Genomic DNA, 16,930 nt, shown 5'->3' with positions numbered 1-16,930 from the left:
CGGTGTAGAACAAATATAATGATATTTTAGATCAAAATTGCTTTTTACGGAAAGTGAAAAGTTACCTGACATATCGCTTTTTTTTAACTTCTTCCATCATATTTTACATTTCTACTCTTGACTGACCAAATGAAAGATAAAACAACAAAAGAGAGAATAAGATGGCTATAAAATTTCGCATAATTTGACTTTTTTATTTCGTAAAAAACAGCACCTATACTTCCGAGGGAATTATCTTATCAGCCGGATAGCAACCGGATAACGGTAATTTTCTCCTTTTGATGTTTTTATGGCGGCGATGACACAGAGAATAATATCGACAAACCACACCAGCCAAAAAAGCAGAATACCAATCAGCACGAATATTAAAATACTGCTGACAATAAAAGCCAGTCCCACTGTAATCTGAAAATTGAGGGCTTCCTTAGCTTGTGTGGTAACAAATAAAGCTCCTTTATCATCTTTTTTCATCAACCAGATGATTAACGACGGTACAAACCCAAAGAAAATACCACCTGCATGTGCAAGAACAGCAAAAGTACTGTCGTTATTACTATTTGTAGCGGTTTGTTCGGGTGATTGAATATCTGATTCCATAATGTATTAATTTTTTTGTTTGATATTTATTTTTGGGTGTATCTCACCACCGCATTTTCGATAGGTTTCAGCGATTGCAAATACATATAAATAGCTTCTAAATCATCTGTTTCCATACCGGCATACATACTCCAGGGCATGAGGGTATTGTAATCGTCAGGTTTAACCGACGGCATATTTTCTGGGTGCTGATAGGTCTTAAACCTTGCTACGAACATTTCTTCCGTCCAGTTTCCGATACCACTTTCTGTATCAGGTGTAATGTTTGCCGAGCGCAGTATGCCTCGGGGCAATTCAAATTCCCTTCCGCCCGAAAATGCTTTCTCTGCTATGACCTGTCCTTTATTTACGGGTGAATGGCAATCCATACAAGCGGCTGCAGTTACCAAATATTTTCCATATGCTGCCTTGTTTTCCTTTTTGGGTCTTGTCACAAATGAAGGTTTAACCGGCATAGTATTGATAATTAAGCTCATAGGAAACTCTGTTACCGATTGCGGGACTTCGTTTTCAACCACTGGTAAGGAGCGGATATAGGCGATGATATCCAGCACATCTTCTTTGTCCATTTGCGCATAATAAGGATAGGGCATTACGGGAAATAACGCTTTGCCATCTTTGTTTACACCACTGGTAATTGCTCTGAAAATTTCGCCATCCGTCCAGTTTTCCAAATTGGCAGGAGTCAGGTTTTTGCTGTAAAATTTTCCTGGAAAACCCATTTCAGGACCGAAGTATTCTCCGCCTTTCCCAAGTGTTCCCTCTTGTAGCGGACCGGAATAGCGTCCCCAGTTGCGGGTGGAATGACAGTCCATACAAGCCGCCACATGATTTGCAAGGTATTCCCCCCGTTGGATGCGTTCGGGGGTTAGCTCTACTTTTATTTTGGGAGCCGCTCCTACATCAGGCAGGGCAAATTTCACATAAAAAAAGGTTCCTGCCACGGTAACAATTAGGAGCATCAACATAATTACAATTAGCTTTTTCATCTGTATGACTTTATTTTTGTAGGGGGTTACTTTTCAACTTTGGTCAGCTCAGTAGTCGTTACCGTTCCTCCCATCACTTCGGTAGTTTTTACAGTTCCTATCCCTTTGGCTATCCACATGGTAATTTCCATGATCCCGATATTGGTAAACGGAGTAACTACACCTGTAATAAGATCTGTGATTTCTATCGTTGTCGTTGCGGTGGCGGTATATGTCATTTTTAAACACTCGAATTTTCCTACCGCTGTTTCGATGATCTCATTACCATCAGTAACAACGTTACTTCGTTCCATTGTATAATCAGCGACCATTTTTGTATCTTCTTCGATATTGACACCGTGCCACTCTGCCAGAATTTTTTTTTGTCCCACCACCTGACCAGCCTGATCCTGATGAGGAATCACGAGTGTCATCGGGTTTTCTTTGTGCGTAAATGAAGTGTTGTACCCTTTTTTTATCTGCTCCAAAGTTTCGTAATAGACTGCTGGCATATTAGCGCCGTCACTTATAGTTTCTTTTTTATTGAACCTGCCCGAACTGTTAATGACAATTCCAGGCATCGAAATTTCGGAATAGGCAACCCGATAGCCGTCAATATCCTTTACATCGGTTACTTTCATTTGGCTGGTTAACCCCAGTTCATCCCCTTCAGTGATGGTATAGGTGAGTTTCATTCCTTTTTCTGATGCGATATATCCCAAATGTTCTAACTGTTCGTCATCAGGTAATATGCTGTCGTCGGAATCTTTGCTACAACTCAGCATGCTCAAACATACTATCAGTGCTGATAAAACATATAATAGATTCCCGAATCGGTTTGTTGTTAATTTTTTCATCTTTAAATTATATTTAGTTGGTTTATTCAATGGCTTCAACGACCACCAACGAGCTGTATCCTCCCGCTTCATCTTTCATCTCCGTATAAGGCTTATTCGGAATAAGAGTGCCGTGCTCTCCCACAAAAGAATTGCCGGTGTCAACAATTCCATCATAGGGTTCTGTTTTTCCCGAACCATCGTTATAATGTGAAATAGCGTGGCATACAAAATTGCCGTTATATAAAGCATCCATTTTTAGATAGAAGTATCCGAATTCTGGATAATAATCCATAAATTCATCATCTTTTTGCAAATTGGAAAGCCGTAGGGCGTAGTCTTCTTCGGGAACAACCGTCAGGTCAGTTAGGTTAGGCGAACAGTTTTCGATGTTTGAAATCGTCCATGGGGAGTTGTGATATGTACTTCCAACGAGTGAGAAATCATCATCAAACCCAAATTCTACATAACTTTTCATTTCTGCTTTAAATCCAAATACGTCAAAATCATAGGAACCATCACAACCGTCATCGTATTGTTCTGCATAGCTATACCGCCATTTCCGTGCATAGACATTAGCTTGCTGGATGAGTTGCAGTTCACCGTGGCTTTTGGTATGGATAACGGCAGCAATCGCCATCGGATTATCCAACGGCATTTTAGCAGGTGAAGTATAGGAAAAGTAGCCGTTGGTATATTCAGATATTGTTCCTACTGTCGTATTCCCGTTTACAATACCATTCACTAACCATTTGTCGGGTTTAATGACTTTATTGTGTATGTCGTCCGTTTCTACAGGAGGGACAAAGCTAACAGGTGCCAATAATGCACAGTCAGGACAATCTTCCGACACTTTCGGGTTAATGGGATCTTTTTTCATCAGCTCGAATCCCTTTTTAATAAATTTCAACATTTCTTCATCATCTGCAGACAGCGGTGGCAAATCCATCACCACACCAACGGTGAGCATTTGGTTAGTCAGCATGGGGATGACTTCCTGCCCGTCGTGATACACATCGTTTCCAGTCTTAGCGTATAGGTGCAGTGCGTTGAACACGCCCCAATGGCTGAAATGAGTAATTTTGGTAGAAATGGTTTTTTGCTCCGTGTTTACTTTCCCGCCCACCAAAGCATACCATTGCTCGTTATCATCGTTTTGAAAAGCCAGTCCGAGGGCATAGGGTGAACTGCCCTGCAACATTTCATCGGTGTATTTAATAGTAAGCGTAACAGGTTTTAAAAATTTGGTTCCCTTGGGCAACAGCTCAAATTGTTGAAGCACAGGAGCAGTTTCGGGGAGTTCAACATTGGATTCCTGAACGTTGATTTGAGTTCCTTCTTCCATTGCTCCCGCAGGAATTTCTAATGTCAATTGCCCGCCATTCAATTCTACAGTCAGTGCTTCTTTATTGCTTGGTCCGGTAAAAACAGGATCGTCATTGTCGGTATCTTTGCTACAGCTGCTCAATAGTAAAAAACAGCACAACAAAAAACTCAGATTTTTAAAATATTTTTTCATAATCATCTCTTTTAATTAAGGTCTTGCCTTACATTTTTACAAACTCCACTCTGCGGTTATTTGCTTTTCCTTCAGCGGTATCATTCTTGTCGATAGGCTTTGTTTCGCCGAAACCTTTTGTGGTAAGTCGGCTATCGTCAATGCCCATTTTTACTAATTGTGTTTTTACGGCATCGGCACGAGTTTGTGATAATTTCATATTGGCATCATCGCTTCCGTCGCTGTCGGTATGTCCTTGCACTTCAAAATTCAGGTCGCTGTGATCTTTCATCAGCTTGGCAATTTCATTGAGCGTACCCATTGATTCGGGTTTGATGGTTGACTTATTGACATCGAAAAAAATACCGTGGGTAATAAATTTCCCGTCCGTAACGATTTTATTATACTTATCATCGCCACCGGCTGCTATACGGAAATTCTTAACCTTGTAACCATAACGACCGTCGGTATTCAATGCTAATTTAACAGCACCTGTGGGCATGTTGTTGGAAGCCGCAACACGGTATTGATCAATATATGCTTTGGCAATATTATCTCTTACATAAATGGCAAAATGGTGCCAAATGTCGTTGGATTGTAAGGAATTCTTCAATGCTTCGGGGATTTTTTGTCCATTTCCGCTATGCGCACCCAGCACTACCTTTTCCTGTGAAATAAGGGTAAATTCATACATTCCGTAACTCTCAAAATTATTATCGCCATGATGTAGAAATAATACCCGTACATCATTAAACTGATCGAAATAATCTTTGTCGTTTTCCCACATGATGTCAAACTCTACGGTAAACTGCTTCGGCAGATAATCTTCGTTTTTCATCAACGGTGCTACCGTTACATAGCCACCTTTATCTAAATGCAGAATTTTTTCGCTCTCATAGCGTTGTATTTCCGCGTTACCTCTTTTGATACTAAAACGAGCCGGAAGTTCAGCATCTGCTTCTCCGCTTAAATCGGGCTGAAAGATGATTCGATCGCCGGGCACGAAATCATAGCTCTTATACTCCGAGAAACTTCTATTGTTCGTGGTGGCATTACCATCTACTGTTTCAACAGGTTTATCTTTAGTCCCCTTAGTAGCGCCCGTTACTCCTTCTTTTGCTTTATCCATGGATTTTTCGGCAGCATCACCTGTTTCACGCACCACTTTATTTTCTACCCGACTCTTTACTTCTTGCTTGATACGTTTCAAAAGCTGCGCCCGGGCGGTATTTGAAAACGTGCTACCTATTAGGACTGCTGTAACCATTAATACTATTCTGTTCATAACTTTATAATTTGTGGGTTTATACTTTTTACCATTTTTATTCCTCAAAGTTCCGACAGCAATTAAAACTGTACAATACTGAAAAAGAGGATTTTCAGATCTCCACGAAAAAGGGGATTTTTAGCCAAAGGCTTGCTCAGCTTTTATTTTTTGCGGAATTTTGATGCACAGATAAAATCTTTAATCGTGAAACAGATATATTGTTTTTCGGATTTTCGTAGCTGGTATCCGCTTTTTTTAACGGTGTCGCTATCCTGTGCTTTTTCAATGAGCAGCGCGCAAAATAGCCGTATTGACAGCTTGAAGCTTCGCCTATCAGATAAAAGACAGACGGACAGTAGCCGTATGGAAATATTGTTGCAATTGGGTTGGGATGTAAGTTTTTTCAATACCGACTCGGCACGGATTTACCTGCGTGAATGCATTGATCTGGCAAAAAAAAATGCAGATAATCTAAATATAGGCAGTGGGTATGCCTATATGGGAAGCAGTTATTTTAGAGAAGATAAATTCGATAGTGCCCAGCATTATTACCGAATTGCTGAAACATATTTTTTGAAGGATACCACCGTTGAAGGAAAGGAAAATGTGATTGTAAACAGAATGAGCATGGGGACGGTCGCATTACAGCAAAATAAATATGAAGAAGCTCTCGGGTATTATTTTAATGTAATTGATTACTTTGAAAATTCTTCTTCTGAAGACTGGCCAAATCTACTCACGGCATATGCCAATGTGGGACTGGTATATAATGATATGAAGCAATTTGACAAGGCGTTGGAATATCATACAAAAGGCTTAGAAATTTTTCAACAACACCCGATGGATTTAAAAAAGAAGGCACAATTGCAAATGTTCGTAGCATTGGATTTTTTAAATTTACGACAATATAAATCTTCTCTAATAGCATTAGATAGCGCTGCATTAACAGTGCAAAAACTCAACCTACCGTATCTTTACAGTAGTTTTTATGCCCTTAAAGGACGTTACTTTAATGAAATTCAGCGTTACAAAGAAGCAATTGCAGCGTCTAAAAAGGCACTTGGATATGCCCAGCCAATACATAATGGTTTTGAAGAAGGAAATATTCTCTTTCAACTGGGTAAAAGTTATTTCAGTCTGGGAGATTATAAGCAAAGTTTGCAATATTTCGGCCCGGGACTGTCCATACATAGAAAATTACATGATAAAACCCGGGAACGAGCTTCTTTGAACTATATCGCCCAAGCTTATTACCAAACAAAAGACTATCAAAAAGCATCTGAATATTTCGATGCTTATGGAAGGTTAAGTGACAGTTTGCACCAATCAGATATTCAGCTTAAAATCAACGCAATAGAAAATAAGTATCAGGCAAAGCAAAAACAAGACGCTATTTTGGTATTAAAAAAAAACAACCAAATCCAACAATTAGCATTGCATAAAAAAGAGAACCAAATTTTCTTTGCTGTTGTTGGATCTTTATTGTTGTTAGTAACAGGTTTGTTGCTGTATCGCAACTTGCGGAATAAGCATCGGCTGTTGAAAAAGACAGAACAACTGTACGAGCAGCAAATCATTCAATTAGAAAAAGAACGCCAGCTCATTGCTGCCCAGTCGTTGATGAAAGGTCAGGAAGAAGAGCGCAGTCGATTGGCAAAAGATCTGCACGACGGAGTGGGTGGATTATTGTCTGGTGTAAAGCTAAGTTTATCAAATATGAAAGGGAATGTATTTTTATCTGAAGACAATGCAGCGGCTGTTAATACTATTATCAGCCAGTTAGATAATTCAATTGGAGAACTGCGACGTGTATCACACAATATGATGCCCGAAGCACTTATCCGGTATGGGCTGAAAGAAGCATTAGAAAATTACTGCGAAAGTATCGACCAATCGGGCAAACTAAACGTTCGCCTTCAGACTTACGGACTCGACCAGCGCATGGTTCAGGATACCGAAATTATTTTGTACCGCATTGTACAGGAATTGCTTAACAATGTCATCAAACACGCAGAAGCCCGGCAGGCATTGGTACAGCTGATAAAGGAAGCAGATAAATTTACGCTTACTGTGGAAGACGATGGTAAAGGATTTGATTTAAACAGCCATACCGATATAAACGGAGCTGGCTTGCAGAATATAAAAGCTCGGGCAGGATATTTGAACAGTACTGTGGATATTCGTACCCGTCCCGGCGAAGGTACTTCTGTAACCGTTGAAGGGGTTATAAATTAAATGTGTACAATTATGGTGTCTATTTTTATTGTTGACGATCATCCCGTAGTGGTGGAAGGGTTAAAATCGGTTATAGAAAAATTAGAAGGATTGCATATATGTGGAATTGCTTATAATGCCGTTGCAGCTATTAATACGCTGAAAACAGTACGTCCGGATGTATTATTGCTGGACATTAATCTGCCGGATATCAGCGGTGTGGATCTTTGTAAAAAGATACGAAAAGAATTTCCCGATATAAAAATAGTAGGCATCAGTACCTTTAGTGAACGCAGTTATATTTCTCGTATGATCGAAAACGGAGCAATGGGATATTTGGTCAAAAGCGCCTCGGCAGAAGAAATAGCAGATGCTATTGCTACTGTTATGCAAGGAAAGTTATACATGAGCTTAAATATAGAATATTTGTTGCGCCCTTCGTCAGTAGTAAATTCAGAAATGTTGCCTAATCTTACTAAACGGGAAAAAGAGGTCCTGCAATATATTGCCGAAGGCTTGACCAATAACCAAATTGCTGACAAAATATTTGTGAGCACTTCCACGGTAGATACACACCGAAAGAATATGATTACCAAATTAGGTGTCAGTAACACGGCCTCTTTAATCCGGTTTGCGGTAGAACACGGATTGATTGATTGATTGATTGATTGATATATTTCCATTGAGCTGCATTACCAGCTTCCGCCTCCACCACCGCCAAACCCTCCACCCGATGAGCCACCGCCTGAAGAAGATGATGATGGCGAGCTGACCATTGCCAATTGTGCCGAAGCTATTCCGGATGAAAACGATTTGGAGAACGCATATATTCCGAGCATCTGTGTTCCGCTGCTGTGGTACCAGCCCGGCGGTGGGATATGCAGTGCATCAAACTGCTGTGCCCATTTATCCAACAAACCAAAGGCAAGGGCATAGCTCATCGTTTTTTCAAAATACTGCGGATCTTGTTCCAAAAGGACTTTTATGCGTTCTACCTCAGCCAGTTTGATGAACTGCTTAAAACCTTTCAGTTCCGAATATACCGTGTTGCCCGCTTTGTTCTTCTTTTGTAGGAAAAAGCTCATCAGGGCAATGAATACACAAACTACCGGAGCCGCAACCGCTGCCACAACACCAAATACAAAAAGAAACACCGGACAAAGAATAACACCCAAAACAACCGCAACGCCCATCGTAAGCCACATTACATCGCGTGAGCGGGTTTCATAGTATTTTTGTGCGGATGTTTTCAAAAGTTTTTTGGCGTTGTTCATTACTGTATAAAATGAGTTGGTGAGCGAGCTTACCAAAACCGTTGTTCCCCAGATGTTAAACAGTCCGCTGAACAGGGCTTGTTCATAGTCAGCAACGGTAAACGGCAGCTCTTTCAGCTTTGTAATCTTCATATCGGCTTTGCCAAACCATCCTTCTTTCGGAACTTCCTCCATCGAGATAAAACCCTGCGATGCCCAATGCGGAAGCAAAGCAATAAGGTCGGACGCATCGCTTTTATCGTTTATCAGGTAGCCCGCCATTGCTGGGTCAATCCCTTTTGGCGGATAATAGGAAGTGGCGGCAATTGCTTCGTCGTCTTTGCCGAATTTCAGCCAAACCAGCCCAAACAGAAACAATAAAACTGCTAAAATACCGACCCAGCCGTATTGCTTCCAGAGCGGTATAGTGATAAAATTTTCTTTGATGAGATTTTTGGGAAGTTTTACCAATACCGTAATATCCTGTCCCGGAGCGGAAAAGAAAAACTCGTGGCTTTTGCCCGAAAATATATGGTCGGTATAGCTGTAATCAAAATCTGTGGAAAGGCTTGCCGTTCCTGTATTTCCGGCGTAAACAAAACAATTCTCCGGCGATAGTTCCGACCCTTCGGGCGTGTGGATGCGGAATTGGATGTCTTTAAAAACAGCTGCCCAGCCCGATGGCTTCAGGGTCCAGTAAAATTGAGCCAGATTGTTTTCAAACAGAAAGGCATTATAAACGCGGTAACGTATTTCGTACTGCTGCCGTCCGGTTACCAAAGTGTTTTTGTCGCCAATCCTGATTTCTATCTTGCCGTTTGCCCGTTGTTCTATTTTATGATTGATGGAATAGCTGTGCCCGGGCACTTCTATATTTTAATGACCAGATGCCGTTTTTCGGTTTTGCCATCGGTAGTTTGCAGCCTATAATCGGTAACGATTTCACGGAAAATACCGTGCTTGCTGTCCGTGAAGTTAACTTCGTAATTTTCCGCCACATCGAAATAGCCGTCTTTGTTCAGGTAAACATCTGCCGTAAATTGATTGACCACAAAACCCTGTGCGAATGCTACTACATTAGCAAGTGAAAGCAATAGTATAAGTAAGAATTTTTTCATACCTGTTTTACTTTTTAAAATCCACATCAATGTTTTCCTTGTCGGCAGCTTCGGCTTCAAAGAAATCGAAATGCTGATAACGGAACATTCCGGCAAATACTGCTCCGGGGAAACTTTCGCCATAGGTATTGTTTTCGCGGACGGTGCTGTTGTAATATCGTCTGCTGCGTTCCAGATTTTCCTCTATTTCACTAAGCTTTTGCTGCAAGTCGAGAAAGTTGGTATTGGCTTTCAGGTCGGGATAGGCTTCACTGAGCGCAAAGAGCTTTCCCAATGTTTGCTGTAATTCGCCTTCGGCTTTTATCTGTGTGTTGATATCGCCTTTGGGTGCAGCCATTGCCGCATTACGGGCTGCCACCACATCATGGAGCGTTTCCTGTTCATGGGCAGCATAGCCTTTTACGGTATTCACCAGATTGGGAATAAGATCGTGTCTTCTTTTTAAAGCCACGTCGATATTGCTCCAGGCATCTTTAACCATATTGCGGAGCTTGGCAAAGCGGTTAAAGATGCCGATAAGGGTAGTAGCTACAATAATCCCGATGATAAGAATGGTTATGATGATGTACATAATTTTTGTTTTTAAGTTTATATTACGGCTTCCGCAGCCGCCTCTCCGGTATTGATGGCACCCTCCATAAAACCCTGCCAGTCGGCTAAATGCTCGCCTGCAAAATGTACTTTTCCAAACGGCTTTTCCAAGATCGGGCGAAGTGAAAACCATTGCCCGATGCCGTACATGGCATACGCACCACGAGAATATTCGTCATTGCCCCAATAGTAATTCACGTGGCTTTTGAGCAGTGGTTTTATATCTCCAAAACTGGGCTGCAAACAGCGGAAAACATCATCTGCCGCAAATTCTTTGTTGTTGGCGTTCATCGCAGCTTTTTCGCCGATGCTGTACGCAATGAGTACGCCGTCTTTCGCTTTCTGGTTTTTGGTGGCGTGGTAAAAATAATGCGGTCCCTGATCGGAAACGAGGTCAAAGCTTTCGTCTTTCCAGAAACGTTCGCCGAAATGCAAAGCGTGCTTATTAATTCTTGCGTATTGAAGCTCGTTGAGGGCAGCGGTATATTCCGGTGGTAAAGCGGGCTGAAAATTAATCCGGCTCAGCGCAAAGCCCGGAACGGTGCAGATGACCTGATGACAGGTAAAACGGTTGCCGTTGCTAAATTCTACCGTTACCTCATCACCCTGTACAATTCGGGAAACGTGCTGCCTTAAATGTATTTTTTCCCTACCGATTTTTGATGCGATGGCTTCTGCCAACCTGCCGTTGCCACCTTTTATCTTTAAATCCATTTCGTTCTTCGGACTGCTTTCGGCGTATTCCGAAAGAGCGGCAAAGGCAGAAACGTGACGGATACTTTCTCCAAAATCGGTGCTGTCCAGCAATTCGCGGATGTCCAAATCCCGCCCCTCACAGCCATTGTTGACTAAATACCGCCACCAGTCGTATTGATCCAATGCATGTTTATCTGCCTCGCCCATCTGCCGGTAATCCTTTAGCAGCTGCTCAAACTTCTGTTTCCATTGCGGGCTGTAATCCCACGTTCCAGCAGGGCTGTATCCGCCTTTATAAATCAGGTGTGTATCAAATTGGTTGTTTTCCAAAGGCAATTTAAATTCATCGCAAAGCTCTTGCATACGGGTGTGCGAATTTCCTATCCATTCACCGCCTAATTCAACCACTAAATTATCGGTCATCTGATGAGAAAAAACACGTCCGCCAATGCGGCTTCGGCTTTCCAGCACCACAAAGGAAATTCCTTTTTTATGCAATTGATAGGCTGCCGCCAATCCCGAAAACCCCGCACCGATAATGACTACCTGTACATTTTCAGCAACCGGGGGCATTGCGTTCAGCCAATCGGGAATAAACAAAGTTCCCGAAGCTAAGACTGTGTTTTTAATAAAAGTCCTTCTGTTCATACCTATTCATTTACAAAAATTCCCAAATGTTGTTAGGAGAGTAAATCAAAATTTTTGTCGATCTTAAAATGAGCAGCTACCTCATCAAAATTATCTAAATTCAGATTTCCGGGTAATTTGTAGCCTTTGGGCAGAATGATGACGCTGAAATAATATTCTTCATTATAAGGCTCCGCATAGGGGTTAAAACTGGCAGTTAACAGCAGGACTCCACCTTTATTGGTTACCGATATTTTTTTTGTGCCTGCAGTATAGAGCAACCTGTGGAATGTGCGTGGATAAGAAGCTGCACTCAAATCTACTTTGGATACATATACCAATACCTCTGCATTGGCGATGGTTTCTTTGCTTACAACTTCATCGATTGGAAAAACATCCAGCTCATGGTCATTGTTTTCCATAAGTAACTCATCTACCCGGGCTTCATAGAACTTCAGATCACTTGTGGGGTTAAAGCGATACCAGCCAAACTGCGAAACAATTGCTTCTACTTTAGGTTGCTCCGGTGTGTCATCGTCTTTGGAGCATCCTGTTATTGTTGATAAACTTAGTATCATTAAGCCTATCCATACTATATTTTTAATTCCAAAATTCTTCATATCATATATTTTTAAAATTTCACCTGTTCAAAATGATTTCTGTCACTCAATCCTGTTCCGGTCCCCAACTGGCCGCTGCCATTGCTTCCGGTAGTCCACACCGAACCGTCTTTTTTTATCGCGATGGAATGAGAGCTACCTGCACTGATGCTGGTTACGTCTTTCAGTACCCATTCAAAACGTCCCATATTGCCGGCATTACCGTTTCCTAATTGTCCGAAATCATTCAGTCCGGCAACCCACAACGTACCATCGGTTTTTAATGCCAGTGTGTGCCCGTAGCCGGTGGCGGCTTCTGCAACGTCGTTCAGTATCTGTTTAGGGTTGTGAACCGTATAGGTGCTGTTATCGCCCAATTGCCCGGCACCGTCAAAACCGACGCCCCACAGGCTGCCATCGGATTTTACAAAAACCGAAAACTGGTTGCCGGCACTCATCTGCACCACGCCGGAGGCTATTTTTACAGGCGTGCTTTTGTGCTTATCCGTTCCGTCGCCCAGCTGATATGCACTGTTATTACCGCATGCCCAAAGCGTACCGTTGGTTTTCAGTATCAGCGTATGTGCCGTTGCAGCCTGCACAGCCTGCACATTTTCCATCACTTTTACGGGGGTATATTGATATTCGGTATTGCCGTTGCCCAACTGCCCAAACACGTTATTGCCCATTGCCCACAGCGTATGGTCGCTTTTAATATAAAAACTGAAGTTTTTACCGGCAGCCATAGCGATCACATTTTCGGCAATCTGCTTAGGCGTACCTAAATTGTTGGTATTTCCTGTGCCTAACTGTCCATAATCATTGCTACCGACTACCCAGAGGGTTTTATCGGTTTTAAGGATCAATGTATGGTATTCTCCAGGTGCAACCTGGCTGACATCGTCCATCGTTTTTAGCGGAAGGTATTGCGATGAAGCCTGTGCATAAGCTAACTGGTTATAACTGTTGTTGCCACAAACGTAAAGATGGTGGCTTTCATCTATAAAAAATGAGGATGCGAAATAAGCTGAACTATTCATGATCTTTATATTTGAAGTGGATGGATCTGGTTCGTTATCTTTTGCAGAACAGGATATAAAAAGCAGTATGGATAATAAGGATGTTATATAATTCATTTCGGTCGATATTTAATAGGTTATTATTAGATTAATTCATGTAATGATAAAGCCGGTATCTGTACAGCTGCTTACCAGCCATCAGGTAGCCGAAGCTGTAATTCATACAAAGCAAAATTGTTGTTCTTTATACCGGCGGCGTATATTTTACCGGTTTCGGTAACAAAGAGATTTGCTCCTTCATTTAAAAAATCATCAGGCAGGTCAACAGGGGCATCGCACCATACTTTGGTTTTGATATTAAAAGCTGTTATTGAGTATTTATTGGGAACGGTACCTGAACTTGCTTTCCAGGTGGGGTGAAGCACCAACAGTACGTCTTTATAAACTGCCAGCTGGTGATTTGCATTATGGATTTGTTGCGTATGAAGATAAGACGGGACAGCTATTTTTTCTACCGTCAAAGCTTCGGTATCGTAGATATAACCAAGTATCTGATCGCTGCTTGGTGTATCATCCACTGCCAAAGCGTATATTTTTTTATTGTAAAAGAGGGAGTTACGGTACGGTGTCGCTGTCCATTTTTCATTCAGTTTTGTGAGCTGTTTCCAGTCTGTTCCCAACACATTTATCGCTACCTTGCCATCGATATTCCCCAGCGTATATATGGCACCGCCGCCATAGGTATAGGTGCCGTATTGGGTTCGGCAGGTTGCGGGGATAGGGTCTTTATACCACTGGTTCCGCATACCGGCAACGGGATATTTTGAAGTGGCGTACACCAGCATTTCATTGCCGTAATACATACTGTAAATAGCGTTGTTTGCAACCCGGTAAACGAGCTTGCCTACCCCGTAATCTGTGTTCTCTGTAACAAAGCTTGGAATGTATAACTTGGTCCACGTGTTTTGTACCACGTCATACGCCATAAAGGGTGAAGTGCCTGCCGGAAAAGATTTTCCATTTTCAACATCAAGTACATAAAACGTATTGTCGTTATATCCCATAGTTGCCATGCTTACATTGGGGTTATGCACGGCAGTGTTAATTTTAGTTGCACTTACTTCAATTTTCGTATTCATAGGCTCCGTATCATCATCACGGTCTTTAGAACAGGATGTAAACAGTACAACACTTATCAGGAAGCACAGGATATAGTTTGTTTTATTTGCTGCTTTCATCATTTCTATTGGATTTTAAAAGTTTAAGTTGTTAAACACCATACCTGCTGTTTTCGCAGGTATGGTGCTGTTAAAAATTATTTACTGTCCGGACAGACTACTTTCATTTCTGTTCTTCTGTTGAGCTGATGCTCCTCTTCGGTACATTTTACGCCGTTGGCACATCTGTTGAGTAGCTTGCTTTCGCCATAGCCTTTTGCGATCAGTCTGGATTTGGCTATTCCCTGCGAAATGATGTAATCTACGGCTGCCTGTGCCCTGCGTTGGGACAGCTTCATATTATAGGCATCAGAACCACGGCTATCGGTATGTGAGGATAATTCTACACGTACTTCCGGATTGTCTTTCATAAACTGTACTAATCGGTTAAGCTCCGGTTTGGCATCTTCGCGGATAAATGATTTATCCAGATCATACAGGATGTCTTTCAGCACAATCGCATCGTTGCAGTCCACCTTGTCCATACAGATCTGTATCTGGATATACTGTGACTTGGCTCTGTTATAGTCCGAAGTTTTTACCGTTATGTTTTGTGACAGGTAATTGGCTTTTTTACCATAAATGGTATAAGTAGTATTAGGCTGTGCTGTAAAAGAAAATTCACCTTTGGTATCGGATGTATAGGTTTCGGTGGTTCCTGTTTTGTTGTTCTTAACGATTACAGAAGCATCACTGATCGGCTCTGATGTTTTACAGTTCACCACTTTGCCCATAACGATGTAGTTTTCATTATTCAGCAGAACATCTTTTCGGATGCCGCCTGTTGTGGTGCAATCGCCAAATTCTGTATCAGCAATCAGGTTTCCTTCCAACATCTTGCCTTGATAGCTTCCCGCAACGGTATAGTTACCCTTTGTCATACCGTTGAAAGTGGTTACGCCCGAAGCATCGGTGGTCGCACTTTTTATCGTATTACCGGCTCCGTCAAGCAACGTTATCTGGGCATTTGGAATAATCTCGCCGGTGTATTTGTCTTTTGCAGTTACTACAATCACACATTCTACCGGAGCAGGAATGACGCCTTTAGGCTCTTCAACTACTTTTACTTTTTTATTAAACCTGAAAGTCAATCCGGCGAAAACACCAAAAGACTGTACTTTATCCTGTACTGGATCTATCCGTTTGATGAGGTCATCCGGATCGGAAACTTTTCCCACATCTCCCGAATAGCTGATAGGCATATAACCGCTTGTAAAATTGTTGGTACTTCCTTTCTGGTCATACACTTTGCTATGGTACAGATAATAGCCTCCAATATGTAAACCTATATTACGGCTAAAGAAATAGTTGTATTGCAATGAGGCTTTTCCGGCAAATACATTTTCCTTCCCATAAAAACCACCGTGATAGTTGAGCAGAATAGGTGCGTATGCCTGTGGATTGTCTGCCTGTCCTGTCAGCTGTACTTCACCGCCCTGTACAGACGATAATCCGCCACGCAGTTTCAGCTCAAAATCAGATTTCGGAGTTTGGAGAAACCGAAAATCGGGACCTATTCCATAGAATATCCTTGTGATTTTATTTTCTATCAGGTCGAATTTGGTAATGGGATATTCGTAGGGATCGCTGTATCCCGAAGTGGGAAATGTATTTTCGGGCTTGTTCCGTATGTAATCCAGATCAGCCCCTATCCCGAACCAGCTCCAGTAATAATCCACGGAAATCCCTGCGTCCAGCCCACCCTTGTAGTCCAGAAAGGGGGTGGTTTCTTTAAATTTTATGGATGGAAAGTCGTATCCACCCCGTACGGAAACACGAAACCCTGAATATTCAGTTTGAGCGGACGTTGCAATCGTTGTGTCCGTCTGCGCATTTGCAAGGCTAAATATGCCAAGGAAAAATGCTGTGTAAAGTAATTTCAATCTGTTCATAATCATTTTTATAGAGTTGATAGTAATCAAACAACATAGACCAATGAAAATTGAACAGGAATTGGCTATAACCAGAATAAGATCATCGGTATATCTTGTTTACAATACCAAAATTATTATAGCTATAAACTTTAAAATAGGAGAAAAGGGACAAAATGTATCTAAAAGTCTTTAACGACCAGATTGAGCGGTATGGTCTTTAAGTAGTTATGAGGCGTAACTCCTGAAAATGCTTTAAAATCCGCAATAAAATGGGAGCTGTCATAAAAGCCAAAATCCAGTGCAAGTGTGGTAAGATTACCATCGAAAGCCGCGTGGTCGAGAATATTCTTTATGGCATTGAAACGAACGATACGGGTATATATTTTGGGATGAACACCCAGATAATTCATAAAAGCTCTTTCCAGCGTTTTGCGGGACGTGTTGGTTTGCTCCTGAAGCGATTTGACATCAATATATGATACTGCCCTTTTGTTGGACAACTAATTTCAAACCTAATATATTATTTTCATTTTTTCGGATTGCACTACCAGATATT

The 16,930-nt window shown here is 41.7% G+C and carries 16 protein-coding genes; 2 read left to right on the top strand and 14 right to left on the bottom strand.

Translation table 11 applies throughout. The annotated features are described in order from the left end of the window. Positions 1-231 precede the first annotated feature (231 nt). From IEX60_RS23920 to IEX60_RS23900, 5 genes are read right to left on the bottom strand one after another with little or no spacing between them, the layout of a single operon-like run. A complete protein-coding gene (locus IEX60_RS23920; RefSeq protein WP_188753927.1) occupies positions 232-597 on the bottom strand; it encodes a DUF4870 domain-containing protein in 366 nt (121 codons plus the stop codon). A gap of 26 nt (positions 598-623) precedes the next feature. Then, positions 624-1,586: a c-type cytochrome gene (locus IEX60_RS23915; RefSeq protein WP_188753926.1), complete on the bottom strand. Its 963-nt coding sequence runs from the start codon at positions 1,584-1,586 to the stop codon at positions 624-626. 26 nt (positions 1,587-1,612) lie between these two features. Then, a complete protein-coding gene (locus IEX60_RS23910) occupies positions 1,613-2,422 on the bottom strand; it encodes a hypothetical protein (RefSeq protein WP_188753925.1) in 810 nt (269 codons plus the stop codon). Between the two features lie 22 nt (positions 2,423-2,444). Beyond that, positions 2,445-3,920, bottom strand: a complete 1,476-nt coding sequence (locus IEX60_RS23905; RefSeq protein WP_188753924.1) for a hypothetical protein — start codon at positions 3,918-3,920, stop codon at positions 2,445-2,447. Between the two features lie 28 nt (positions 3,921-3,948). Continuing rightward, positions 3,949-5,184 carry an OmpA family protein gene (locus tag IEX60_RS23900; RefSeq protein ID WP_229717774.1) on the bottom strand — a complete coding sequence of 412 codons (1,236 nt, stop codon included), beginning with the start codon at positions 5,182-5,184 and terminating at the stop codon, positions 3,949-3,951. Between the two features lie 186 nt (positions 5,185-5,370). Between IEX60_RS23900 and IEX60_RS23895 the strand changes: the two genes are divergently transcribed. Next, complete coding sequence (locus IEX60_RS23895; protein ID WP_188753923.1) at positions 5,371-7,401, top strand: ATP-binding protein; 2,031 nt, start codon at positions 5,371-5,373, stop codon at positions 7,399-7,401. Between the two features lie 12 nt (positions 7,402-7,413). Then, a complete protein-coding gene (locus tag IEX60_RS23890; protein WP_188753922.1) occupies positions 7,414-8,040 on the top strand; it encodes a response regulator in 627 nt (208 codons plus the stop codon). Between the two features lie 32 nt (positions 8,041-8,072). Here IEX60_RS23890 and IEX60_RS23885 read toward each other — a convergent pair whose 3' ends face one another. From IEX60_RS23885 to IEX60_RS23845, 9 genes are all read right to left on the bottom strand, one after another. Further along, positions 8,073-9,500 (bottom strand): DUF2207 domain-containing protein, encoded by a 1,428-nt coding sequence (locus tag IEX60_RS23885; RefSeq protein WP_188753921.1) that lies wholly within the window; start codon positions 9,498-9,500, stop codon positions 8,073-8,075. 2 nt (positions 9,501-9,502) lie between these two features. Then, positions 9,503-9,751, bottom strand: coding sequence for a DUF2207 domain-containing protein (locus IEX60_RS23880; RefSeq protein ID WP_188753920.1), 249 nt, complete (start codon positions 9,749-9,751; stop codon positions 9,503-9,505). Between the two features lie 7 nt (positions 9,752-9,758). Continuing rightward, on the bottom strand, positions 9,759-10,322 hold the full coding sequence (locus IEX60_RS23875; protein ID WP_229717772.1) for a LemA family protein: 564 nt from the start codon (positions 10,320-10,322) through the stop codon (positions 9,759-9,761). Positions 10,323-10,339: 17 nt separating this feature from the next. Further along, positions 10,340-11,686, bottom strand: coding sequence for a flavin monoamine oxidase family protein (locus IEX60_RS23870; protein WP_188753919.1), 1,347 nt, complete (start codon positions 11,684-11,686; stop codon positions 10,340-10,342). Positions 11,687-11,718: 32 nt separating this feature from the next. After that, the gene (locus tag IEX60_RS23865; RefSeq protein WP_188753918.1) at positions 11,719-12,285 is read right to left on the bottom strand and encodes a hypothetical protein; all 567 of its coding nucleotides are present in this window, start codon (positions 12,283-12,285) and stop codon (positions 11,719-11,721) included. An 11-nt stretch (positions 12,286-12,296) separates the two neighbouring features. Further along, positions 12,297-13,304 carry an RCC1 domain-containing protein gene (locus tag IEX60_RS23860; RefSeq protein ID WP_188753917.1) on the bottom strand — a complete coding sequence of 336 codons (1,008 nt, stop codon included), beginning with the start codon at positions 13,302-13,304 and terminating at the stop codon, positions 12,297-12,299. Positions 13,305-13,471: 167 nt separating this feature from the next. Continuing rightward, on the bottom strand, positions 13,472-14,422 hold the full coding sequence (locus tag IEX60_RS23855) for a hypothetical protein (protein ID WP_188753916.1): 951 nt from the start codon (positions 14,420-14,422) through the stop codon (positions 13,472-13,474). 176 nt (positions 14,423-14,598) lie between these two features. Continuing rightward, positions 14,599-16,392: an OmpA family protein gene (locus tag IEX60_RS23850; protein ID WP_188753915.1), complete on the bottom strand. Its 1,794-nt coding sequence runs from the start codon at positions 16,390-16,392 to the stop codon at positions 14,599-14,601. Positions 16,393-16,553: 161 nt separating this feature from the next. Then, positions 16,554-16,874 carry a helix-turn-helix domain-containing protein gene (locus tag IEX60_RS23845; RefSeq protein ID WP_188753914.1) on the bottom strand — a complete coding sequence of 107 codons (321 nt, stop codon included), beginning with the start codon at positions 16,872-16,874 and terminating at the stop codon, positions 16,554-16,556. Between the last annotated feature and the right edge of the window lie 56 nt (positions 16,875-16,930).

The sequence above is a fragment of the Parapedobacter defluvii genome (genome assembly GCF_014642075.1).
Taxonomy (GTDB): domain Bacteria; phylum Bacteroidota; class Bacteroidia; order Sphingobacteriales; family Sphingobacteriaceae; genus Parapedobacter; species Parapedobacter defluvii.
Note: the sequence above shows the minus strand (reverse complement) of the source record. Positions and strands in the feature narration are given on the sequence as shown.

Excerpts from the sequence above, each read along its gene's own strand:
- IEX60_RS23920 (WP_188753927.1), bottom strand. The coding sequence starts at position 597 with ATGGAATCAGATATTCAATCACCCGAACAAACCGCTACAAATAGTAAT.
- IEX60_RS23915 (WP_188753926.1), bottom strand. The coding sequence starts at position 1,586 with ATGAAAAAGCTAATTGTAATTATGTTGATGCTCCTAATTGTTACCGTG.
- IEX60_RS23910 (WP_188753925.1), bottom strand. The coding sequence starts at position 2,422 with ATGAAAAAATTAACAACAAACCGATTCGGGAATCTATTATATGTTTTA.
- IEX60_RS23905 (WP_188753924.1), bottom strand. The coding sequence starts at position 3,920 with ATGAAAAAATATTTTAAAAATCTGAGTTTTTTGTTGTGCTGTTTTTTA.
- IEX60_RS23900 (WP_229717774.1), bottom strand. The coding sequence starts at position 5,184 with ATGAACAGAATAGTATTAATGGTTACAGCAGTCCTAATAGGTAGCACG.
- IEX60_RS23890 (WP_188753922.1), top strand. The coding sequence starts at position 7,414 with ATGGTGTCTATTTTTATTGTTGACGATCATCCCGTAGTGGTGGAAGGG.
- IEX60_RS23880 (WP_188753920.1), bottom strand. The coding sequence starts at position 9,751 with ATGAAAAAATTCTTACTTATACTATTGCTTTCACTTGCTAATGTAGTA.
- IEX60_RS23875 (WP_229717772.1), bottom strand. The coding sequence starts at position 10,322 with ATGTACATCATCATAACCATTCTTATCATCGGGATTATTGTAGCTACT.
- IEX60_RS23870 (WP_188753919.1), bottom strand. The coding sequence starts at position 11,686 with ATGAACAGAAGGACTTTTATTAAAAACACAGTCTTAGCTTCGGGAACT.
- IEX60_RS23865 (WP_188753918.1), bottom strand. The coding sequence starts at position 12,285 with ATGAAGAATTTTGGAATTAAAAATATAGTATGGATAGGCTTAATGATA.
- IEX60_RS23860 (WP_188753917.1), bottom strand. The coding sequence starts at position 13,304 with ATGAATAGTTCAGCTTATTTCGCATCCTCATTTTTTATAGATGAAAGC.
- IEX60_RS23855 (WP_188753916.1), bottom strand. The coding sequence starts at position 14,422 with ATGAATACGAAAATTGAAGTAAGTGCAACTAAAATTAACACTGCCGTG.
- IEX60_RS23850 (WP_188753915.1), bottom strand. The coding sequence starts at position 16,392 with ATGAACAGATTGAAATTACTTTACACAGCATTTTTCCTTGGCATATTT.